Raw genomic sequence first — 21,867 nt, 5'->3', positions numbered from 1 at the left:
GCCGGTGACTAGGCCGGCGTTCTGACCGGCAGGTCGTAGACCCGGCGTACGCTGCTGCCGAGCCTGCTCACATCGGCCCCGTACACGTGCACCGACACCCCGACCTCGTCACTCACATTGATCACCTTGTGGATGTCGCCGGGCGGCGCGAACCCGCTGGCCTCGCCCGGCAGGTTGGCGGCCTGCCCGATCTCCAGCAGGTGGTCCCCCATGTCCCGGTAGAGCGTCTCGTGTTCGATCCCGCTGATCACGCCGAACGCGCACCACGACACGTGGTCGTGGATCACCGTGTACTGGCCCGGCCGCCATACGACCGTCACGATCGAGAAGTCGTCACACGCGTACAGCGCCTGGGACACGTACGTCTCGGGCGAGCCCGCTCGTTCCTCCTGCGTGAGCAGGTCGAGGCTGGGCAGCCGTGGGCGGAGCAGATCCGCCACCGCGAAGGCGGTCTCCCTCGGGGCGAGACGGCGGGCGGTGATGTCGCCGATGTCCGACACGAGGGCGTCGAGCCCCGGCCGAATCAGCACTGTGTCCATGTTTACCTCCCTCTCTCCCCTCTTACGGTGCTACGTCGAGATTGATAGGTCCAACAGAAGTTTTGTGGCTCATCAATAGATATGGTTGATGAATGCTGGATGTCGTACGGCTCCGCGTCCTCGTCGCCGTCGCGCGTACTGGCTCGCTGACCGCCGCCGCCAAGGAACTGCACTACTCGCAGCCGTCGGTCAGCCACCACCTCGCCCGTCTCGAAGCCGAGACGGGCGCCAAGCTCGTGCAGCGCGTCGGGCGGGGCATCCGGCTCACGGAGGCCGGCAAGCTGCTCACCGCGCGGGCCGACGACATCATCGGCCGCCTCGACGCCACCGCCGACGAGCTCGCCGCGCACGTGGGGCTGCGCTCGGGGCGGGCCCGGCTGGCCGCGTTCCCCTCCGCGCTGGGCACCTTCATCCCCCGGACGGCGACCCGGCTGGCGGGTTCACATCCCGGGCTGCGGCTGCACCTCACGGAGACCGAGCCGCCGGAGGCGCTCCGGCTGCTGCGGAGCGGGCGGGTGGATGTGGCGGTGATGTTCCGCTACGACGACACGGCGCCGGAGGACCCGGGGATCCAGATGATCCACCTGCTCGACGACCCGAGTTACCTGGTGTTCTCTGGCGGCTCGGGGGATTTGGAGGCACACGCCGGGGATCCCTGGATCGCCGGGTGTGATCGGTGTCGTAGCCATCTGCTCGACATCTGCGCCAAGGCGGGGTTCGAGCCGCGGATCTCCTTCACCAGCGACGACATCGTGGCCGTACAAGCGCTGGTGGCGGCGGGCATGGGGCCCACTGTGCTGCCCGGACTGGCGCTCAGCGCGCACCGGCATCCGGACGTGGAGGTGGCCCCGATTCCGGGTTCCATCAGGCACGTGTACGCGGCGGTCTACGGCGACCCGCCCCACCCGCCGGCCACCGAGGCGCTGCTGTCGGCCCTGGTGGAGAGCGTCTGACCCGTCGCGCGGAAATCTGTTGGCCGCGGCGAGGGTACCTGCCATCTGTCGCCCCACGGCTGCGGAATCCCGTTGACCGCGGCGAGGGGTGCACGCCTACCATGGGCGGCATGCCGGATTTCGCGACGCTCGCTCTCTTCTGCACGGCCACCCTGGCCCTTCTCCTGGTGCCGGGTCCCGCGGTTCTGTTCATCGTCACCAGAAGCGTCGCGCAAGGCAGGTCGGCGGGCCTGGTCTCGGTGCTCGGCGTCCACACGGGCTCGGTGGTGCACGTGGTCGCCGCCGCCCTGGGCATCAGCGCGCTGGTGGCCGCCTCCGCCACGGCGTTCACCGTGATCAAGTACGCGGGCGTCGCCTACCTCGTCTGGCTCGGGGTGCGCAAGCTGATGAACCGGACCTCCGCCTCGGCCGAGGAAGCTGTCGAGGTGGAGACGCATTCCAAGCGGCGGATGTTCTGGGAGGGCTTCGTGGTCAACGTGCTCAACCCCAAGACCGCCATCTTCTTCCTGGCCTTCCTGCCGCAGTTCACAGATCCGGCGGCGGGGCCGGTCGCGCCGCAGATCCTGGTGCTCGGGCTGCTCTGGATGGGCCTCGGGATGACCACCGACGGCACGTACGCGCTGCTCTCCTCGGCGCTGGCCGGGCGGGTGCGCCGCTCCACGCGGGCGCGGCGCCGCCTCGACATCGGCAGCGGCCTCGTCTACCTCGGCCTGGCCGCCCTGCTCACGGGCGAGAAGGCGTAGCACCCGACCGCCCTGGTCACGGCTGAGGAGACATAGTAAGCGGAGCAATTTCCTGCCTGGGGGCGAGCCCGGATGGGATAGTGGTGGCACCCTCGTCGGGGGACGACACATCGGGACGTAGCGACTAGGCGGGCCCCATGGACAGGCCACCGCACCGCCTCGGGGTCGAGCGCGTCGTCGAGGTCCACTCTCTGCCGAGCCTCCTGCGGCGCGCCCGCGAACCGCTGCCGCCCCACTGCCCGGACTGGCCGCTGCTGGTGCCGGAGCACGCCGTCGTACCCTTCCTGGGTCGCCACGAGGAGCTGGCGACGCTGCGCGCCTGGGCCGACGACCCGGCGCCGCTGTCGATCGCGGTGCTGACGGGCCGGGGCGGCACGGGTAAGACCCGGCTGGCGGGCGAGCTGTGCGCGGAGCTCGCCGAGGTCGGCTGGGACGCCGGTTTCCTCACTACCCCTTACCCCTGCGCCACCCGCCTCGACGTACTCCGCCCCACTCTCCTCGCCGTCGACCACCCGGAGCCGTGGGCGGCGGCGATCGGCGAACTCATCCGGCACCTGGCTGGTCGGCGGCGCCGTCATCGGGTCAGGATCCTGCTGCTCACCCGCGGCTTGCCCGACGTCGACGTCCTGCCGAAGGGGCTGAACAGCGTCACCGTCCAACTCGACGGCCGTCCGCTGACGCGCGCCGAGCGGGTGGGGCACGCGGCGGCGGCCATGCGGGCGTTCGCGTCGCCCCGGGCGGTCCTGCCCGCTCTCGACGATCCGGGCTACGACGATCCGCTGCGCGTGCACCTGGCCGCCTTGATGCGGCTGCGCGGGGACGACGTCGAGGGCGGGGAGTTGCTGAGCCGGTTCCTGATGTACGAGCAGCAGCAGTGGATGACGGTATGGCCCGACGGGCACGAGCCGGTGGACGCCGTGACGGCCCGGCAGGCGGTGGCCCTGGTCACGCTCACCACACCCACTCGCCAAGAGCTGCGGGAACTGCTGTCGGCGGTGCCCGGATCCCAGACGTACGACCGCGGTCTGGCCTTGGGCGACTGGCTGGCCCGGCTCTTCCCGGGCCGGTCTGGTCCACAGGGGAGACTGGCGCCTCTGGGGCCGGAGGTCGTGGCTGAGCAGTTCCTGGCCGAGACCGAGGGCCTGGACGCGCTCGTGCTGGCCGTACACGACCATCCGGCCAGATCGGCCGGGCACCTCCTGCGGCTGCTGGACGTCCTGCGGCGGTCGAGCGAGCGGCCCGCCGTACGGTCGGCGCTGCTGTCATTGCTCACGGCCCGGCTCGACGGGCTGCTGGAGGAGGCGGCGGCCGAGCCGTCCGCGCGACTCGGCGACCAGGTCGAGGCCGCGCTCCGGCCGCTGCTGAGCGGCCCGGATGGGGACGTGGAACGCGGCACGCTGGTGCGCTGCCTGTGCGTCTACGCGAGGTCGCTGCTCGGGCGGCAACGGACCGTGGAGGCTCTGGCGCAGGTCGAACGGGCCGCCGACCTCTGTGACGAGCTGGACGAGCCGGTCGGCGCGGCCATGACATACGCGATCCTGGGCGCGACGCTGGCCGCACTCCACCGGCCGCACGACGCGCTGGAGGCCATCGCCTGGTCCCAGGCCGAAGCCGCCGCGCTCATGCGCCAGGGCAGGCACGCCGACGCGGTGCGGCCGCTGGGCGAGGCGGTGGCGGCGCTGGAGCGCTTCGCGTCCGGCGATCCGGTCCTCATGGGTCATCTGGCCAATGGGATGCTCATGCTCGGAGACGCCCTGATCGAGACGGGGCGGGTGCTGGAGGCCAGCGTCGTGCTGCACCGAGGCACCCGGGTGATCGAGGACGACCTGCTCCGCGCCGTGGCCCGGGCCCGGCTCGCTTTCTGCCAGAGCGAGCTGGGCCACCACGAGGAGGCGGAGGAGGCGCGCGCCGCCGCACCCGGGGCTTACGAGCCGCCGGACTCCGCCTGCCGCCGGGCCCACCGATAGTCGGCCTTGCCCGCCGGTGACCGGACCATCTCGTCTACGAACACGTACGTACGAGGCACCTTGTACCCCGACAACCGTTGCCTGCAGTGCGCGTCCAGTTCGTCCGCCGTCACCGCCACCCCCTCGCGCGCCTCGACCACGGCCGCCACCCGGTTGCCCCACCGCTCGTCCGGTATCCCGGTCACCACCGCGTCGAAGACGGCGTCATGCCCCTTGAGCACCGCTTCCACCTCTTCGGGGAAGACCTTCTCCCCGCCGGTGTTGATGCACTGGGAGCCGCGGCCGAAGACGTTCACGGTGCCGTCGGCGTCGACGCTGGCCAGGTCGCCGGTCAGCAGCCATCGGGTGCCCTCGGCGTCGGTGACGACCGTACGGGCGGTCTTCTCCGCGTCGTTGTAGTAGCCGAACGAGATCGGCCCCGACTTGGCCACCGTGCCCAGCTCGCCCGAGCCCGGCTCGACGGGCCGCAGCTTCTCGTCGAGCACGGCCAGGCCGGACGTGGCGTTCGGCTGGTAGCGCAGCCCCGCCTCGGGTGAGGAGCCCGCCACCCCGGAGGCGGTGTAGCCGGACTCCGTGGAGCCGAAGCTGTCGAGGATCATGACGTTGGGCAGGGCCCGCTGCAGCCGGTCGCGGACGGATCCGGTGAGGATGGCCCCGGTCGAGCTGAGCGCGATGAGCGAGGACATGTCGTAGTCGCCGCTCTCCAACGCCTCCGCCAGCGGCCTGGCCATGGCGTCGCCGGTGATGCTCAGCGTGGCCACCTTTTCGCGGGCGAGCGCCCGTAACACCGCGTCGGCGCTGAACTTGCGTACGTAGACCACGGTCGAGCCCATCCACCAGCTGACGAACGTGCCCATCTGCGCGGCCCCGTGCATCAGCGGCGCGGCGGCCATCATCACCATGGGCGGGTCCGCGGCGGCCGCCTGGTCGATCACCGCCTGCGGGGTAGGGAGCGGCGCGCCGTACGGGTTGCCGCCGCCGAAGGCCACGAACAGGTCCTCGACGTGCCACATCGCGCCCTTGGGCATGCCGGTCGTGCCGCCGGTGTAGATGATGTAGACGTCCTGCGTGGATCGCGGTTCGAAGCCGCGCGTGGGCGCGCCGCGTTCCAGCGCCTCGGTGTACGGCACGGCGGTCGCGACGGACGACTGGCCGCCGACCGCGATCAGGTGCTCCAGCAGGGGCGCCTCCCCCATGACCGCCGCCACCCGCGGCTCGAACTCCACGTCGTAGATCAGCGCCCGGATGTCGGAGTCGCGGTAGAGGTAGAGCAGCTCGGCCTCGACGTAGCGGTAGTTGACGTTGATCGGCACCGCCCGGATCTTCAGCGCGGCGAGCATCCCGGCGACGTACTCGATGCTGTTGTACAGGTGCAGCCCGACGTGCTGGCCGGGCTTGATACCGAGATCCTGGAGGTAGTGGGCGATGCGGTTCGCCTCGGCGTCCAGTTCGGCGAAGGTGCGGCGCTCGTCGTCGCAGACGACGGCCATCCGGTCGCCGACCGCGTCCACGATCCCTTCGAACAGGTCGGCGTGGTTGAACTCCATCAGGGCTTCTCCCGTCCGACGATCCACATCGCGAAGAACTGGGCTCCCCCGCCGTACGCGTGGCCGAGCGCCAGCCGGGCGCCGTCCACCTGGTGCTCCCCCGCCGTCCCGCGTACCTGGAGCGCGGCCTCGGCGAACCTGATCAGCCCCGACGCCCCGATCGGGTTGCTCGACAGCACCCCGCCGGAGGCGTTCCACGGGGTGTCGCCGTCGAGCGCGGTGGCGCCTGATTCGGTGATCTTCCAGCCCTCGCCGTCGGCCGCGAAGCCCAGGTTCTCCAGCCACATCGGCTCGTACCAGGAGAACGGGACGTACACCTCGGCCACGTCGATCTGGCGGCGCGGGTCGGTGACGCCCGCCTGCCGGTAGACGTCGGCCGCGCAGTCCTTGCCTGCCTGCGGGCTGACCGTGTCGCGGTCGGCGCGGAAGATCGGCTCCGAGCGCATGGCGGTGCCGTGCAGCCACGCGGGCGTGCCGGTGACCGCCGACTCCGACGACAGGACCATGGCGCAGGCGCCGTCGCTGGACGGGCAGGTGTCCAGGTAGCGGATCGGCTCCCACAGCATGGGCGTCGACTCGACCATCTTCAGGTCGATGCCGGGGATCTTCAGGTGGGCGTAGGGGTTCTTGAGGGCGTTCAGGCGGTCCTTGACCGCCACCAGGTGGCCGATGTGCTCGGGCGCGCCGGTCCGGCGGATGTACTCCCTGATGTGCGGCGCGAAGTAGCCGCCGGCCCCGACCACCAGCGACGCGCTGAAGGGCAGGTGGGTGGACAGGGCCCAGGTGGCGTTGGACTCCGACTGCTTCTCGAACGCCACGACCAGCACCCGGTCGTGCACGCCGCCCTGGATGAGGCTCGCGCCGACCAGTGCCGTGGAGCCGCCGACGCTGCCCGCGGTGTGCACGCGCATCATCGGCTTGCCGGCCGCGCCGAGCGCGTCGGCCAGGTACGCCTCGGGCATCATCACGCCCTCGAACAGGTCGGGCGCCTTGCCGACGACGACCGCGTCGATGTCCTTGAACGTCAGCCCGGCGTCCTCCAGGGCTCGGACGGCCGCCTCGCGGACCAGCCCGGCGATCGACACGTCCCTGCGCTTGGTCGTGTAGTGCGTCTGACCGACGCCGATCACGGCACACCTGTTGCCCATTTTCATGCCTCCAGGACGGTCACAAGGTTGTGCTGCAGGCAGGGGCCGCCGGCGGCGTGGCCCACCGTGCGGGCGGCCGTGCCGTCGTGGATGCGCCGGGCCGCCTCGCCGATGCGGATGAGGCCGGTGGCCATGACCGGATTTGCGGCGAGCGGGCCGCCGGACGGGTTGATCACCGTGCCGTCGGGCAGCTCCAGCGCCCGGCGCAGGATCGGCTCCTCATGGGCGAACTGCGTGTGCAGCTCCGCCACCTCGACCGGCCCCTTGCCGACCCCCGCGGCCCGTGCGGCGTCGGCCGCGGAGACCGACCGGGCCAGGTCGCGGGTGCCCAGATAGTGCGGCTCGATGCGGTGCGCGATGCCTCGGATGTACGCGGGTCTGGCGCACAGCTCCCTGGCCAGGTCGCCGGCCGCCAGGACGATCGCCGCCGCGCCGTCCGTGATGGGGGCGACGTCCGACTTCCTGATCGGCTCGACCGCGTACTCGTCGCCGACGTCCTCGGGCAGGTCGAGCGCGTACGGGTTGCTCCGGCCGTCGGCCCGGCTGCGCCGGACGATCTCGTCGAGCTCCTTGCGTTCGGCGCCGGCCGCGCTGGCCTGCAGGGCGGCGAAGGAGAGCTGGTCGAGGCCGAGCGGCGCCAGATAGTACGGGTCCAGCTGGAGCGTCATGATCTCGCGCAGGTCGCCGAGCGACGACTTGCCGAAGCCGTACACCAGGGCCGAGTCGATGTCACCGTGCTGCAGGCGTACCCATGCCTCGTACAGCGCCCAGGCCGCGTCCATCTCCACGTGGCTCTCGGAGATCGGCGGCCACGCGCCGAGCGCGTCGAGCGCGGAGACGAACGAGAACGGCGCGCCCGCGAGGTAGTCGCAGCTGCCGGAGCAGGTGAAGCCGAACCGCTTCAGCCCGGTCGACTCCTTGACCTCGTTGATGACGGGCAGGATCAGCTCGGGCTCGCTCAGGCCGCCGTCATGGTCGGTGTGGCGGGTCTGGGCGAACGCGACGACGGCTACCTCACGCATCAGAGCTCCACATCCGGCTCGCCGGTGGGGGCGAACCATCGGACGTTGGCCATGGACTTCGTCCGCTCGCCCTCGGGCACCCATTCGGCCCTGACCCGCATGCCCTGCCGCACCTCGTGCGCCGGGACGCCGCCGACCAGGGCGATCATGGGGATGTCCGCCCCGTCGAGCAGGATGTAGGCGGAGACGAAGGGCACCTCGGGGGCGCGCGGGTCGGGCAGGTTGTTGATGGCGTACGTGGTGATCGTGCCGGTGTCGGGTAACTCCAGCTGGTCGGCGATCGGGCCACCGCAGGCCGGGCAGAAGACGCGGTACGGGACGTACACCTTCTCGCAGCTGGGACACCGGCCGCCGAGGAACACGCCGCGCTCGACGCCTTCCAGGAAGGTCAGCAGCGACCCGCCCACCTGCAGCCGGTATTCGGCCCGCACGGGGGACACGATCTTCGTGACCTCCGGCGCGAAGTAGGAGATGTCGGTGATATGACCGGTACGCTCGCTCCGCCAGACGGGCCAGACCCGGCTGCCGATCCGCAGCGCCTTGGCGTTGCCCGCGTCGACGGCGTGCACCAGCGCGGTGTCGGCGCCGTCGAGTTTGATCGTCGCCCAGGCGAACGGCCGGTCGAGCGGGTGGCTGTCGCGCGGCTCGGCGACCCATGCCCACGCGGTCACCGTCCCCGCGGGCCCGACCTCGACGAACTCCTCCGTGACGGCCTCGCCGCTGGCGGGGTCGTACTCCAGCGGCGGCACCAGCACCTTGCCCTCGGCGGTCCGCACGCCGACGATCCGGCCGCCGCGCAGCTCGGTCAGGAAGCGTCCGATCACCGGCCCGGTCGTGCGCGCGTAGCCGCCGGGGAACTCCAGTACGTGCTCCGCCACCAGCGGTTCAGATGGCACGGTCGTGTCCCTCCCAGTAAGGTGCGCGGAGTTTGCGTTTGAGCAGCTTGCCGTTGGGCTCGCGGGGCATCTCTTCGATGAAGTCGATCGATCTGGGCCACTTCATCCGGGCCAGGCGGCCTTCCAGCGAGGCGAGGATCTCGGCCGCCAGCTCGGGACCCGGCGCCGAGCCCGGCGCGGGCTCGACGATGGCCTTGATCTGCTCGCCCCACTCCTCGTCCGGGATGCCGAACACCGCCACGTCCGCGACCTTGGGGTGGATCATGATCTCGTTCTCGATCTCGGCGGGGTAGATGTTCGCCCCGCCCGAGATGATCATGTCGGCCTTGCGGTCGCACAGGTAGAGGAAACCGTCCTCGTCCAGGTAGCCGATGTCGCCGACCGTGAAGTAGTCCTTGAGCTGGTTCTCGGCGGTCTTGGCGGGGTCGCCCTTGTACTCGAACCGGGCGCCGAGCATCTTCATGTAGATCGTCCCCGGGGTTCCGGTCGGCTGGGGTTCGCCCGCGTCGTCCACGATGAGCAACTCGCTGATCGGCCAGGCCGAGCCGACCGTGCCCGGGTGCGCCTTCCAGCCCTCCGGCGTGGCCAGGGTGCCGCCGCCCTCGGTGGCCGCGTAGTACTCGTAGACGCAGTCGCCCCACCACTCGAACATCGCCCACTTCACCGGCACCGGACAGGGGGCGGCCGCGTGGATCATCCACTTGAGCGAGGACAGGTCGTACTTGTGGCGGGTCTCCTCGGGCAGTGCCAGGAGGCGCTTGAAGTGGGTGGGCACCATGTGCGAGTTCGTGACCTGGTACTTCTCACAGAGCCGGAGCATCTCCTCCGCGTCCCACTTGTCCATGTAGACGAGGGTGTGGCCCATGTGCAGCGCCGTGCCACCGAACTGGGTGACGGCGGTGTGGTAGTTCGGCGAGGTGATCAGGTGCGCGTTCGGCCGGCCCCGGGTGATGCCGAACAGGCCCGGCAGGAACGACAGCATCTCGGCGGCGTCGTCGGGGTCGAGCCCGTTCAGTGGCCGCCGGACGCCCTTGGGCTTGCCGGTCGTACCCGAGGTGTAGTGCATGGTCAGCCCGGCCGTACGGTCGGGAGGTGCGGTGTCCGGCTGCCCGTCGGTCAGCTCACTGATCCGCCGGAACCCCGAAATATCGCCATCCTCAACGGCGAAGCGCCGCTCAGGCGCGATGGCCTCGGCGCCCCTGACTCCTTCGGCCGCGTACCTGGGGTGCACGAAGAACGCCTGGGCCTCGCTGTCGGCCACGATGTAGGCGATCTCGGGCCCGGTCAGGTGCCAGTTGATCGGCGTGTAGTACCAGCCGGCCTGTAAGGCGGCCAGGTAGAGGACGAGCCCGTCCACGCCGTTCGGCACCAGGCCGCAGACGCCGTCTCCCGGCTTCAGCCCGAGCTCGCGCAGGCCGTGCACCAGCTGGTTCGACCGGGCGAGGAGGTCGCCCGCGCGGTGCTCCGTACCGTCTGGGTCCACGCACGCGATCCAGTCCGGATCCGCCTGCGCCAGTCTCCAGAAACCGAGCGTGCCCATCGAAACTCCTCTTCAGGTGGTCCGAGGCCCCGATAAACAAGAACTTGTTCTCGTTTTGCCTGGGCAGCGTATCCCGGCACCGGAGTCGTAGCAAGCGCTTGATCGAGGTCGTGCCGCCATCATCGTCTCGCGGGCTCGCCACAGGGTAGGATCGCTGCCTAACAAGCGCTTGATTCGTTATCTGGAGGCGTCCGTGGAGCTCCTGCCGATCAGCACCCCCCACTGCCGGGTCGAACGCGACGGCCACGTCGTCATCGTCACCATGAACCGGCCGGAGGCGCGCAACGCGCTCTCCTCCGACATGCTGATCGGCCTGGCCTCGGCCTGGGCATACGTGTCGGCCGAAGCAGAGGTCAGGGCCGCCATCCTCACGGGCGCGGAGGGCACCTTCTGCGCCGGCGCCGACCTCAAGGCCATGGGACAGCCCTCGACGGACGCCGACGTCCAGGCGCGCGCCGCCCAGATCCCCAACTTCCACTGGAAGGGCCTGCTCCGCGAGGACCTCCCGACCAAGCCGATCGTCTCGGCGGTCGAGGGCTACGCGGTGGCCGGCGGCACCGAACTGCTGGTCGGGACCGACCTGCGGGTGGTGGCGGAGTCGGCGACACTCGGCCTGTTCGAGGCCAAGCGGGCGCTGTTCCCGATGGGCGGCAGCGCGATCCGCCTGCCCCGGCAGATCCCGTACTGCCACGCCATGGACCTGCTGCTCACCGGCCGCTCGATCACCGCGGCGGAGGCCCTGTCCATGGGCCTGGTCAACCGCGTCGTACCGGACGGGCAGGCACTGGCGGTGGCGCGGGAGATCGCGGACGACATCGCCGCCTCGGGCCCGCTCGCGGTGCAGGCGATCCTGCGCACGTACCGGGACACGCTGGGCATGCCGGAGCCGGAGGCGCTCAAGGTGTCGGACGAGATCGGCTGGCCGGTGATCGGCTCCCAGGACGCCCGCGAGGGCGCTCGGGCCTTCAAGGAGAAGCGGGCGGCCAGCTACAAGGGCCACTGAGCGCGACGGCGCCGAGGTAGCGGGGACTCCCCCGCTACCTCTGACGGCGGGTCAGTCCCCCGTGATGCGGCCCAGGCGTTCCGTGGCCTCCGCGTACTCCTCCATCAGTGAGTACATGACGTCGCGCGTCGACCGGACCTGGTTGGTGATGCCGATGATCTGGCCCGCCGGGAAGGTGGCCAGTTCGGCGGCGTCCGAGCGGCCGATGCGGCGCAGCGCGTCCGATACCAGCATGAACTGCAGCGGCATCGGCAGCGTCCCCGGCGACTCCTGCGACTCCCAGGCGTCCGTCCACTCGTTCTTGAGCAGGCGGGCCGGCTTGCCCGTCCAGCTGCGGGAGCGGACCGTGTCGCGGGAGGTGGCCTCCAGAATGCGCTTCTTGGCCATCTCGGGAGTGTCCGCCTCCTCGACCGTGAGCCAGAGCGAGCCGGTCCAGACGCCCTCGGCGCCCAGAGCCATGCCGGCGGCCATCTGGCGGCCGTTGCCGATGCCGCCCGCCGCCAGGACCGGCACGTCCACCGCGTCCACCACCTGAGGGATCAGGACCATGGTGGAGATCTCGCCGGTGTGCCCGCCGGCCTCCGTGCCCTGCGCCACCACCACGTCCACGCCCACCTCCACCTGCTTGAGCGCGTGGCGCGGAGTGGAGGCGAGGGCGGCGACCTTGACGCCGTGGGAGTGGGCGAGCTCGACCACGTCCGCGGGCGGCGGGCCCAGCGCGTTGGCCAGCAGCGCGATCGGGTGCCGCAGCGCCGTCTCCACCTGCGGGCGGGCGGTGACGTCCGTCCAGCCGAGCAGCACCTTGCCCGCGTCGGCGTCCGAGGACAGGGGCGGCACGCCGTGGGCGGCCAGGAGGTTCTCGACGAACTGCCGGTGGCCCGCCGGGACCATCGTCTGCAGGCGGCCCACCAGCTCCTCGGGCGCGAAGTCGGCGCCCTCGTAGGAGGCGGGCATGACCACGTCGACGCCGTACGGGTGGCCGTCGACGTGGTCGTCGATCCATTTGAGCTCCATTTCGAGCTCTTCTGGGGTGAAGTAGAGGGCTCCGAGCACGCCCATCCCGCCGGCCCGGCTGACCGCGGCGACTACGTCGCGGCAGTGGCTGAAGGCGAAGATCGGTAGCTCGATTCCGAACATGTCCGTGACACGGGTCCGCATGGGCCGACAATACGACCGGCGGCGAAGAAACTGCAACGTGTTCTAGTACTAGAACTTTTCGTCGGTCGGACAAATAACCACACAAACGGACAGGGCGCCCGGAACAAGTCACGGGCGCCCTGTGCCGGCCGTACGAGTTACTCGCCTTCGCGGCGGCGGCGGCCGAGGAGGACCGCGACGGCCAGCGCGAGCAGGCCGAGCACGAGCAGGACGATCGGGATCGTGGTCTTCAGCAGCGTGATCTGGTTCTTGGCGTCAGTGGCCGTGCGCACCATCTCGGTGATGGTCTGCGGAGTGAACGAGGCGGTGGCGACCAGGGCCTTGGCGCGCTCGACGCCGTCCTGGGTCTTGAGCGTCTCGTTGCGCCGCACTTCCTGCTTGACCGGGGCGCCGCTGTTGGGCTCGACCCAGTAGGTGTCGGTGCCCTCGTACCAGCGGTCGAGCTGGATGTCGCCCGACTGGGTCACGCCGAAGAGCGAGCCGGGGGCGGTCAGCGTGGCGACCTTCGTGGCCGGGACGACCTGCTGGAACTTGTAGACCGGCAGCCCGTTGACGGTGTCCTCACCGACGAAGGTCGTGTCGAACGCCTTCTTGGCCGTCTGGTTGAAGACCTTGTACGTCTTCTTCTCGGTGCCGAACGGGAACAGGTAGATCTGCCCCTCCAGCTTCACCGGCTCCTTGTCGACGCTGACCCCGCAGCAGTTGACGGCCACCCCGGTGCGCCGGTCGAAGGCGCTGCGCCGCTCCGACAGGCTGATCTGCGGCTTGCTGTTGGTGACGTCGTCCACCACGGTGAACTGGTCCCAGACCACCCGGTTGTCCGTGGCCTCTTTGACGTCGCCACGGGTGGTGACGAGCATGCTGAGGTCCGCGGTCAGCACCTTGCCGTCGGCGATGGAGAAGTATTGGGCTCCCGGGGCCTGCAGCTTGGTGACGCTGTATTGGGCCGCCGGAGCCGCGATGATCCTTTCCGCCGCCCAGAAACGGATCATTCCCGCCAGTACGACCAGGAACGCGCCGACGGCGACGAGAACGAGTACAGGTGTGCGTCGCATTCTGGGATCCTCCTGGCGGTCGAGGGATACGACGAAGGCCGGCTTACTTGTCCCCCCGGACATCAGATCGCGGGCGTGATTAACCCGCAACATGATCGCTACTGGAAAGTAGCATTCGATCACAGATCGCTGCAGCTACATCCGCATAACGAATCGGAACAGGTTCTACGATGAAGCGGGTCCGAGCGGGATGTTATCGCGCCTGTCCCGCAGCGGTATCGCCTCCGCCAGAGCTTCGTTCTATTGTGGGAGCCCGTCAAGCACCCGGGAGCCGCGAGTATGCGCGCCGATCTGGCCAGATCCGTCCGCCTCTTCCGCGCGTTCAGGTCCGAGCAGACCACGCCGAGCGACTACTACACCACGCTCGCCGCCGACACCGCCGCACAGCTGCGGCATTACGTCACGTTGAGCGGCAAGACGGTGCTCGACGTGGGGGGCGGTCCTGGATACTTCGCCGACGCCTTCAGACGCGACGGCGCCCGCTGCCTGTGCGTGGACGTCGACGCCGGCGAGCTGGCCGGACAGGGCGCGCCCAGCGGGGGTGTGCTCGGCAGCGCGCTCGACCTGCCGCTCGCCGACGCCTCCTTCGACGTCTGCTTCTCGTCCAACGTCCTGGAACACGTTCCAGACCCGTGGCGGATGGCGGCCGAGATGACGCGCGTCACCCGGCCCGGCGGCCTGATCTTCCTCGCGTACACGAACTGGCTCTCCCCCTGGGGCGGCCACGAGACCTCGCCCTGGCACTACCTGGGGGGCGACCGGGCCGCCCGGAAATATGAGGAAAAAAACGGGAAGCCGCCCAAAAATCGTTACGGCCAGAGCCTCTATCCGGTCTCGGTGGCCGACGGTCTGCGCTGGGCGCGGACCCGTACGGACGCCGACCTGGTCGACGTGCTGCCCCGCTACCTGCCTTGGTGGTGGCGGCCGATGCTGAAGGTGCCGATCGTCAGGGAGTTCGCCACGTGGAATCTGGTCCTCGTGCTCAGGAAGCGCCCATGAATCCGCAACAAGCACCCGTGAGCCTCCCGCAGACGCCCGCGACGGACCCACCGGCGGGCAGGGACGCCGCGCTCGACGGCATCCGCGCCCTGGCCGCGCTCGGCGTCTGGGTGCTGCACGTCGGCGGCAACACCGGGATCATGTACCGCGAGGGCATGTTCGCCTGGATGACCACCCGGCTGGGCATCGCCGTGCCGATCTTCTTCCTGCTGTCGGGCCTGCTGCTCTACCGCCCGTGGGCCCGCGCGGTCATCGAGGACACACCCCGCCCCCGGCCGGGACGCTACCTGTGGCGCCGTGTGGTCCGCGTCATGCCCGCCTACTGGCTGGTCACGGCGCTGGCCCTGTGGGCGTGGAGCTCGCTCGACTGGACCGGCTGGGTGAAGTGGCTGTTCCTGCTGCAGAACTACACCGAGCAGAACCGCGCCCCCGACGGCCTCTACCAGATGTGGACGATGCCGATCGAGATGGCGTTCTACCTGCTGCTGCCGGTGCTCGCCTGGGTCCTGAACGTCTGGGCCCTGCACGCCTGGGCGCGCGGCGGCAACCGGCCGGTCAGGCTGCTGGCGGGCATCGCCGTGCTGCCGGTGGTCTCGCTGGCCAGCGTGGTCGTCTCGCACGTCTTCGACCAGCCGCAGCTGGCGCTCTGGCTGCCGCATCACCTGATCTACTTCGCCGCCGGCATGGCCATGGCCGTCCTGTCGGTGTGGATCAAGCAGAGCCAGGTCGTCGACGCGCTCGCGCCCCAGTTGCTGGTGCTGGCCCTGCTGCTGTACGCGGTGCTGAGCACCGAGCTGGCCGGGCCGCGCACGCTCACCCTGCCCACGCTGTCGCAGTCGCTGTGGCGGATGATCCTGGAGACGTCGGTGGCCGTCCTGGTGGTCGCGCCGTTCGCGCTCGCCTCCAGGCACGACTCACTGAGGCATCGCGTGCTGGGCAATCCGGTCACGGCGTACCTGGGGCGCATCTCCTACAGCTTCTTCCTGTGGCACGCCCCGGTGATCACCCTGTACTACAAGATCACCGGGGATCAGCCGTTCACCGGTGACTTCGTCAAGGTCGCGATCCTGACCTTCATCGCCTCGCTCCTGCTCAGCGCCACCAGCTACCACCTGGTCGAGGAGAGCGCGCTCAGGCTGGCCGGGCGCCGGCCAGCTCCTGTTCCTCCGCCACCGCCGGCTCCGGCTCAGCCGCCGGTGGTTCCGGCTCCGTGACCAGCTGCCCGAAGAGCACGCCCATGGCCGCGCAGGCGATGAGCTGCGGCACCTGGTCCGTCAGCAGCCCGACGTCCACCCCGTAGTCGCGCAGCGCCATGGCCGCCGCCAGCGCCGCCGTGGCCCCGCCGAACAGCCAACCGGCCACCCAGTGCACGGCCACCGCGCGCCGTACGCGTAGCAGCAGCACCGCCACGACGGCGGCCAGGACCGCGAGCATGCCGGGCCAGTCCGCCACCCAGCCGCCGAACGCCAGCCCCAGCACGATCACGTACGGCACCCGCCAACGCGACAGCCGCGAGTCGGCGGCGGCGGCGGTCGCCAGGACATGTTCGGGACGCGGCCCGCGCAGCACGAGGGCGAGCAACGTGAGCAGGGCGATCCCGGCCAGCCCGACGGCGAGCGCGAGCCAGTAGGGCCGGTCGGGCAGGTACTCCATGCGTACGGTCCCCGTCGTGCCGGCGGGCAGCTCCCAGGCCTGCTTCCAGCCGTCGATCCGGAGCGGCCGCAGCGCCTTGCCGTCGAGCTCGGCGCGCCAGCCCGCGTTGTAGTTCTCGTTGACGACGAGGAAGGCGTCCTTCGGCGCCGTCACCCGCGCCTCGCGTACCGACGACGACCATGTAGCCGGGACGGCCGCGCCCTCCACGGCGGGCGGCCCGGCGGGGAGCGCGCCGATCACCAGGTTCTCCACCGCGAAGGGGTCCCAGCCGGCGGCCCTGACCCGGTTGTCGCCGGCCGCCAGCGCGGCCTTGGAGCAGCCGGTGAACTTCACCGGCCGCTGTTCGAGCAGGTCGGCGAAGGTGCCGCTCACCTTGGTCGCCACGCTCGCGCCGTTGACCTGCAGCTGCGGTCCCTGCCCACAGGCCAGCCGGAACGGCACGCCCTCCGGCCTGCTGGCCGGCGCGACGCCGGGGATCACCAGCTCGGTGACCTGCAGCCGCTTGGAGGCGGGATAGAAGCGCAGCTTGAGCCGGGTCGTGGTGAGGGGCTTGAACGTCAGGTAGCCGTTGGCGTCCACCCGGCCGCTGCGAACGGCGCCCTTGTCACCGGTCACGGCCACGTCGAGCGGCTGCTTGTCGCCGCCGGGCCGGGCGATCTGGATCCGCGACAGGACGCGCTTGGCCCGCCAGCCGAGCGTGAGCGTGGGCTCGGGGTCGTCGGCGGCCGGGAGCCAGGTGGTGGCCGCGTCGGCGTCGAACGCCGACCGCGGCGCGACCACCGCGTCCTTGGTCGCCTGCGACGAACCGGTCACCGTGGTCAGGTCCCCGCCCAGCCGGGTGAAGCGGTCGACGAGCTTGGCGTCGCGCAGGACGGCGGAGCCGCGTACCGCGGCCTTCCGCCCCGCCTCAACGGTGAAAGTGCGGTCGAATCCGGCGCCTTCTTCGCCCGGCCTGGCCAGCAGCGGGTTGCAGATCCAGCGGCTCTGGTTCCGCATGCACCAGGGGCGGGAGTCGAGCCCCCGGTCCATGACGAAGGCGTCGCCGCCCTCGCCGGGCAGCCGGATCGTCCGGCCCGGCAGGATGCCGGGGATCGTGAGCTCGGTGATGCCCACCCGCTGCACGAAGCTCCAGTTCCTGTTGTACGTGGCCAGGATCTTGACGCGCAGCCAGCTCGTCGCGCCGGGCGGGACGCGCAGCCACTGCGGGCTGTTGGTCTGCTGGACGTCCTGCTCGATCCGGCCGCCCTCGGTCTCCACGGCCACGCGCTTGACCGACTGCCCGAGCAGCACGTTGTTGGTGAACGTCGCCTGGAAGCGCGGGATCACCCGCGGCCTGGGCAGGTCCACGCGCAGCCACTCGCCCTGGGGCCGGTGCCAGCCGCCGCTCTCCCAGCCGGTCTCGTAGTCGCCGTCCATGGCGGCCCACGGGCTGCGGCCCGTGGCGCTGAGGCCGGGCACCGCCTCGGCGTCGGCCACCGAGGAGGAGGCGGTGATGCTGGAGATGCCGTCGTACTCGGCGGTGGCGGTGTCGCGCAGCCAGCCGTTCTCAAGCAGGTCGAGCGTCTTGACCCCGGAGAAGTCGTCGCGCCTGTCGGCCGTCAGCGTGGGCGTCCAGTTCGACCGGATCTCACCGAACTGCCGCTCGCGCAGTCGCAGCGCGTCGCTGGCCACGACCGGTGCCTCGCGCTTGCCCGCGTCGTCGTTCACCAGCACGGGGCCGTCGCCGAGCAGCCCGAGATCGCCCATCGCGAGCAGGGAGTCGGGGCCGCCGCGCACCTGTACGGCGTCGCCCGCCGACTGCACGCTGAGCAGGTCGGAGCTGCCCGACACCTCGTAGATCTCCAGGGCGGGGAACGGCCAGTCCACCGATTCGATCACGTCGTCCGTGACGGTGTCGCCGACCTCCCCGCCGAACGAGCGCACCTTCGTGATGCCCGGCGACTCGCGCAGCGCCTCGTAGACCCTGGACGGCCAGGCGCCTTGCAGGTTCGCCCGCATGAGGTCGTTCCTGACGACCAGGTAGCGCACGCCCATCCTGCGCAGCACGTCGGTCAGCCCCACCGAGCCGTAGCCGGCCGTGAGCCGCTGGTCGATGACGTCGAGCAGCCGGGTCAGGCCCACCGAGCCGGCCGCCGCGACCTGCCGGGTGGTCCAGCGGGCGGTGAACAGCGGCTGCATGGGATCGTCCATCGGCCGGCCCCAGAGGTATTCGCCGAACTTGGCGCCGGGCACGACCAGCACGCCGTCGTCCCCGGCGTTCTCGTTCACCCAGGCGGCCGCCTGCTTCCAGTAGAGCGGCACCTCCTTGAAGTCGCCGGGTGCGCTCAACCCCTGGTTGAAGACGGGGAGCACGAGTCCGGCCAAGGCCACCAGGGCCACCGAGCGCAGCCGCAGCCGGGCCCCGGCCAGCAGGTGCGCCAGGCCGAAGGCGAGCGGCAGCCGTACCAGGGGATCGAACTTCCGCAGGTTGCGCAGCGGCGCGAGCGGCCCGTCCAGCAGCCAGCGCACCGGCTCGGCGACCACCGGCTCCAGCGCGCTCACGTGCCCGGCGACCAGCGCGGCCACGCCCACGACGAACAGCACCAGCAGGAAGCCCTTCGCGGGCAGGTCGCGCCGGGCCAGCCCGGCCAGGCCGAGCGCGGCCAGCAGGCCGGTGATCGCGACCAGCACGGCGGAGGTGGCGATCGCGTAGCCGGCGGGCTGGTCGGTGACGCCGCCGACGGTCAGGTAGCGCACCCAGTCGGAGGCGCCGCGCAGCACGTTCGTCAGCGAGGTGACCTGCGTGGTCGTCGAGGCCGTCTCGGTGTAGGGCAGGAAGGAGAAGGCGTAGCGGCCCACGAGCAGCAGCGGCAGCCACCAGAACAGGGTGGCCACGGCGACCGCGCCCGTCCACCAGCCGAGCATCCGCCAGCGGGGCACCGGGGCGGGCCGGGTCAGGATGTAGAGCACGGGGGCGATGAGCACGGCCAGCACCGCGACCGCGTTCACGCCGCCGCACAGCGCCACGGCCAGCCCCGATCTGACCGCCGCCCTGGCCCGCTGGCCCGTCTCCGAGGCGGTGAGCAGCGGGATCAGGATCCACGGCAGCATCGCGGCGGGCAGCCACTCGATGGAGATCTCGCCGATGATCGACAGCGTGCGCGGCGCCAGCGCGTACGCCAGCGCGGCCACGATCCGGGCGCCCGGCGTGCCGACGCCGAGCTGCCTGCCCAGCCGCTCCACACCGAGGAAGGCCACGCACAGCAGCACCGTCATCCAGAGCCGCTGGGTCACCCAGGGCGCCAGGTTGACCAGGTCGCCGAGCGCGAAGAACGGGCCCATCGGGAACAGGTAGCCGGCCACCTGGTTCTGCAGCTGGCCGAAGTGCTGCGGGTCCCACAGGTGGGCGGCGCGCTCCAGCCAGCCGACCGGGTTGAGCGCCAGGTCGAGCTTGGTGTCGGAGATGATGCTGCCCGGCTTGGTGGTGAACGTCAGCACCGCGAAGCCCAGGCAGCAGAGCGCCAGCCAGAGCCTGTGCCGGACCCTGTCGATCACGGCTCCTCCCAGCCGGGTCCCGCCGTACGGCCATGCACCAGCGCGGCCAGCTGTTCCGCGCTCCGGTCCCAGCAAAACTTCCTCGCCCATTCCCGACATTTCATGCGATAGGTGTCGTTGAGTTCGTCCAGGGCCGCGGCGATGCCCTTGGCCAGGCCGGTGCTCCCGACGCCCTCGGGCACCAGCCAGCCCGTCTCGCCGTGGCGTACCGCGTCCCTGAGGCCGTCCACGTCGTAGGCGACGGTCGGCACGCCGAGCGCGGCGGCCTCCAGCACGCACAACCCCCAGCCCTCGCCCTGCGAGGCGTTGACCTGCAGCCAGGCGGCGGCGATCAGCCGCTCCTTCTCGTCCTCGGGCAGATAGCCGTGCATGGTGACGCCCTCCGGGAGCCGGGCGCGCAGCCGCGCCTCCTCCGGGCCCCTGCCGATCACGTCGACGGCGAGGTCCGGCCACCGCTTCCTGAGCTGGCTCACCGCGTCGAGCAGCAGGTCGACGCGCTTGTGCGCGACCAGCCTGCCGACGCAGACCAGCCGCGGTGTCCGGCTTCTGGGGAAGTCTCCGTCCGTGGAGACGTTCACCCCGTTGGGCACGATGTGAATGGGGCCGACCCAGCCGAGCCGCTCGCGCATGGCGCTCACGGTCGAGGGCGAGACGGCCACGCTGTCGCGCCCCTTGTACGTCCACCGCGACGCGGGCCCCTCCAGGAAGCGCCCGAACACCGCCAGCCACCGGGGCAGGTGCACGTCGAACTGCCGGTCGTGCACATGATGGACGACGCACATGACCTTGGTACGGCGAGGCAGCACCAGCGGCGTGAAGAACGGGATGCCGTTCTGGCAATCGAGCACCGCGTCGAACACGCCCCGGCGCAGCACCAGCCAGACCAGGACCAGGGGGTAGACGGTGAACGGCCCGCCCATGCGGGCCAGCCTTACCCCCTCGACGGTCTCCTTCCTGAGCTGGCCCGGCGCCCGCGCCGTGACGAAGCACACCTGGTCGCCGGCCCGCGCGAAGCGGCGGGCCATCTCCCAGGCGTACGTCTCGGCGCCACCGGCGGCCGGGTGCCACGGATCACGCCAGTTGACGACGGCGACGTTCACGGAGATCCGACGGGGTCGAGCGGCTGCTCCCACCTCGGAGTCACACCGGGGCTCGGCACGGCGCGCAGTCTGAGCCAGATCCGGCCCAGCTCCAGCAGGATGCCGACGCTGTGCCTGGCCGGGGAGAAGCGGGAGCCGGGCATGTCCCGCCAGTTGACGGGGATCTCCAGCACCGTCGAGCCGAACGCGACGCAGCGGGCCAGCAGCTCGACGTCGAAGGCGAAGCCGTAGGTACGCAGCCCGTCGACGGCCTCGCGGACGAGCGCGCCGTCGAAGAACTTGAAGCCGCACTGCGTGTCGCTCACCCCGCGCACCAGTACGCGGGCCAGCGCGCGGAAGCCGACGGCGCCCAGCTCGCGCACCCGGCTGTGCCGGTTCTCGACATCGGAGAAGGCATGCGCCCGCGAGCCCACGACCACGCGCTCACCGGAGAGCAGCAGGCCGAACGCGACATCGATGGCGGCCAGGTCGGTGGCCATGTCGGCGTCGCAGAACCCCACGAAGGGAGCGCTGGTGTCGAGCAACCCCGCGCGGACGGCGGCACCCTTGCCGGGAGTCGCGCACTCGACGAGCCGAACCGGAACCGGTCCCCGTGGCCAGGTCCTGACGATCTCAGCGGTGCTGTCCGTGCTGTTGTTGTCGACGACGATGACGGCGGTCGGGAACGGCATGCGGGCAAGCTTCGCGCACAGCTGCAGGAGCCCCCCCGGGAGTCGAAGTTCCTCGTTGAAGGCGGGAACGACGATCTCGAGCAGTGGTGGTCGGCTCGTCCTCTCGTCCCCTTGGGGGGAGGGCGGCATAACGGCTCGGACTACCGGTCGCCGTAGTTGTAGAGCGGGCGGTTGACGGGCGTCGCGGTGGCCCCGGTGAAGGACACGGTGGTGACCGTCGCGACGAGCGCGGCGACGGCGACACCGATGATCGCTGCTAAGAGGATCTTGATCACGGGGGGTTCCTCCTCGAGCGGCTAATGAGCGGGCGTCCCAAACTTAGAACCAATTCTTGCTACT

At 70.8% G+C, this 21,867-nt stretch carries 18 protein-coding genes; 6 read left to right on the top strand and 12 right to left on the bottom strand.

Annotation, left to right across the window (positions count from 1 at the left end; genetic code table 11):
- Window positions 1-8: 8 nt before the first annotated feature.
- A complete protein-coding gene (locus tag ACIBO2_RS01990) occupies window positions 9-539 on the bottom strand; it encodes a cysteine dioxygenase (RefSeq protein ID WP_397294861.1) in 531 nt (176 codons plus the stop codon).
- 92 nt (window positions 540-631) lie between these two features.
- Here ACIBO2_RS01990 and ACIBO2_RS01985 point away from each other — a divergent pair, with 92 nt between their 5' ends.
- The 3 genes from ACIBO2_RS01985 to ACIBO2_RS01975 all read left to right on the top strand — a co-directional run bounded on the left by ACIBO2_RS01985 (window position 632) and on the right by ACIBO2_RS01975 (window position 4,202).
- Entirely contained in the window at window positions 632-1,492 is an 861-nt protein-coding gene (locus ACIBO2_RS01985; protein ID WP_397294859.1) for a LysR family transcriptional regulator, read from the top strand.
- Between the two features lie 110 nt (window positions 1,493-1,602).
- Window positions 1,603-2,235: a LysE family translocator gene (locus tag ACIBO2_RS01980; RefSeq protein ID WP_358547679.1), complete on the top strand. Its 633-nt coding sequence runs from the start codon at window positions 1,603-1,605 to the stop codon at window positions 2,233-2,235.
- Window positions 2,236-2,372: 137 nt separating this feature from the next.
- On the top strand, window positions 2,373-4,202 hold the full coding sequence (locus ACIBO2_RS01975; RefSeq protein ID WP_397294857.1) for a hypothetical protein: 1,830 nt from the start codon (window positions 2,373-2,375) through the stop codon (window positions 4,200-4,202).
- Here the strand turns inward: ACIBO2_RS01975 and ACIBO2_RS01970 are convergent.
- The 5 genes from ACIBO2_RS01970 to ACIBO2_RS01950 are packed head-to-tail and all read right to left on the bottom strand — an operon-like array spanning window position 4,160 to window position 10,355.
- Window positions 4,160-5,749 (bottom strand): acyl-CoA synthetase, encoded by a 1,590-nt coding sequence (locus ACIBO2_RS01970; protein ID WP_358547685.1) that lies wholly within the window; start codon window positions 5,747-5,749, stop codon window positions 4,160-4,162. The two genes, ACIBO2_RS01975 and ACIBO2_RS01970, sit on opposite strands and share 43 nt — an antisense overlap.
- Window positions 5,749-6,897, bottom strand: coding sequence for a thiolase domain-containing protein (locus tag ACIBO2_RS01965; RefSeq protein WP_358547794.1), 1,149 nt, complete (start codon window positions 6,895-6,897; stop codon window positions 5,749-5,751). Before ACIBO2_RS01965 ends, ACIBO2_RS01970 begins: the two co-directional genes overlap by 1 nt.
- Before the next feature lie 2 nt (window positions 6,898-6,899).
- Window positions 6,900-7,919: a thiolase domain-containing protein gene (locus ACIBO2_RS01960; protein ID WP_358547687.1), complete on the bottom strand. Its 1,020-nt coding sequence runs from the start codon at window positions 7,917-7,919 to the stop codon at window positions 6,900-6,902.
- Window positions 7,919-8,815 carry an OB-fold domain-containing protein gene (locus tag ACIBO2_RS01955; RefSeq protein WP_358547690.1) on the bottom strand — a complete coding sequence of 299 codons (897 nt, stop codon included), beginning with the start codon at window positions 8,813-8,815 and terminating at the stop codon, window positions 7,919-7,921. Before ACIBO2_RS01955 ends, ACIBO2_RS01960 begins: the two co-directional genes overlap by 1 nt.
- The gene (locus ACIBO2_RS01950; RefSeq protein WP_397294854.1) at window positions 8,805-10,355 is read right to left on the bottom strand and encodes an acyl-CoA synthetase; all 1,551 of its coding nucleotides are present in this window, start codon (window positions 10,353-10,355) and stop codon (window positions 8,805-8,807) included. Before ACIBO2_RS01950 ends, ACIBO2_RS01955 begins: the two co-directional genes overlap by 11 nt.
- Before the next feature lie 193 nt (window positions 10,356-10,548).
- Here ACIBO2_RS01950 and ACIBO2_RS01945 point away from each other — a divergent pair, with 193 nt between their 5' ends.
- The gene (locus tag ACIBO2_RS01945) at window positions 10,549-11,358 is read left to right on the top strand and encodes a crotonase/enoyl-CoA hydratase family protein (RefSeq protein WP_358547694.1); all 810 of its coding nucleotides are present in this window, start codon (window positions 10,549-10,551) and stop codon (window positions 11,356-11,358) included.
- Between the two features lie 51 nt (window positions 11,359-11,409).
- On the opposite strand, the gene ACIBO2_RS01940 is transcribed toward ACIBO2_RS01945, so the two are convergent.
- Both ACIBO2_RS01940 and ACIBO2_RS01935 read right to left on the bottom strand, forming a co-directional pair.
- Window positions 11,410-12,516, bottom strand: a complete 1,107-nt coding sequence (locus ACIBO2_RS01940; protein ID WP_225295762.1) for a nitronate monooxygenase family protein — start codon at window positions 12,514-12,516, stop codon at window positions 11,410-11,412.
- A 137-nt stretch (window positions 12,517-12,653) separates the two neighbouring features.
- Entirely contained in the window at window positions 12,654-13,571 is a 918-nt protein-coding gene (locus tag ACIBO2_RS01935) for a DUF3068 domain-containing protein (protein ID WP_358547699.1), read from the bottom strand.
- Window positions 13,572-13,850: 279 nt separating this feature from the next.
- On the opposite strand from ACIBO2_RS01935, the gene ACIBO2_RS01930 reads away from it, so the two are divergent.
- Window positions 13,851-14,570 (top strand): class I SAM-dependent methyltransferase, encoded by a 720-nt coding sequence (locus tag ACIBO2_RS01930; protein WP_358547701.1) that lies wholly within the window; start codon window positions 13,851-13,853, stop codon window positions 14,568-14,570.
- The gene (locus ACIBO2_RS01925; protein ID WP_358547704.1) at window positions 14,567-15,784 is read left to right on the top strand and encodes an acyltransferase; all 1,218 of its coding nucleotides are present in this window, start codon (window positions 14,567-14,569) and stop codon (window positions 15,782-15,784) included. Before ACIBO2_RS01930 ends, ACIBO2_RS01925 begins: the two co-directional genes overlap by 4 nt.
- On the opposite strand, the gene ACIBO2_RS01920 is transcribed toward ACIBO2_RS01925, so the two are convergent.
- Genes ACIBO2_RS01920 through ACIBO2_RS01905 form a run of 4 tightly spaced genes read right to left on the bottom strand, consistent with a single transcriptional unit; the run spans window position 15,702 to window position 21,803 of the window.
- The gene (locus tag ACIBO2_RS01920) at window positions 15,702-19,757 is read right to left on the bottom strand and encodes an alpha-(1->3)-arabinofuranosyltransferase family protein (protein WP_397294851.1); all 4,056 of its coding nucleotides are present in this window, start codon (window positions 19,755-19,757) and stop codon (window positions 15,702-15,704) included. The two genes, ACIBO2_RS01925 and ACIBO2_RS01920, sit on opposite strands and share 83 nt — an antisense overlap.
- On the bottom strand, window positions 19,754-20,857 hold the full coding sequence (locus ACIBO2_RS01915) for a glycosyltransferase family 4 protein (RefSeq protein ID WP_397294849.1): 1,104 nt from the start codon (window positions 20,855-20,857) through the stop codon (window positions 19,754-19,756). Before ACIBO2_RS01915 ends, ACIBO2_RS01920 begins: the two co-directional genes overlap by 4 nt.
- Window positions 20,854-21,657 carry a glycosyltransferase gene (locus ACIBO2_RS01910; protein ID WP_357647703.1) on the bottom strand — a complete coding sequence of 268 codons (804 nt, stop codon included), beginning with the start codon at window positions 21,655-21,657 and terminating at the stop codon, window positions 20,854-20,856. Before ACIBO2_RS01910 ends, ACIBO2_RS01915 begins: the two co-directional genes overlap by 4 nt.
- Before the next feature lie 11 nt (window positions 21,658-21,668).
- The gene (locus ACIBO2_RS01905) at window positions 21,669-21,803 is read right to left on the bottom strand and encodes a hypothetical protein (protein WP_263655675.1); all 135 of its coding nucleotides are present in this window, start codon (window positions 21,801-21,803) and stop codon (window positions 21,669-21,671) included.
- Window positions 21,804-21,867: the final 64 nt, after the last annotated feature.

The sequence above is a fragment of the Nonomuraea sp. NPDC050022 genome (assembly GCF_044460705.1).
Lineage (GTDB): Bacteria > Actinomycetota > Actinomycetes > Streptosporangiales > Streptosporangiaceae > Nonomuraea.
Note: the sequence above shows the minus strand (reverse complement) of the source record. Positions and strands in the feature narration are given on the sequence as shown.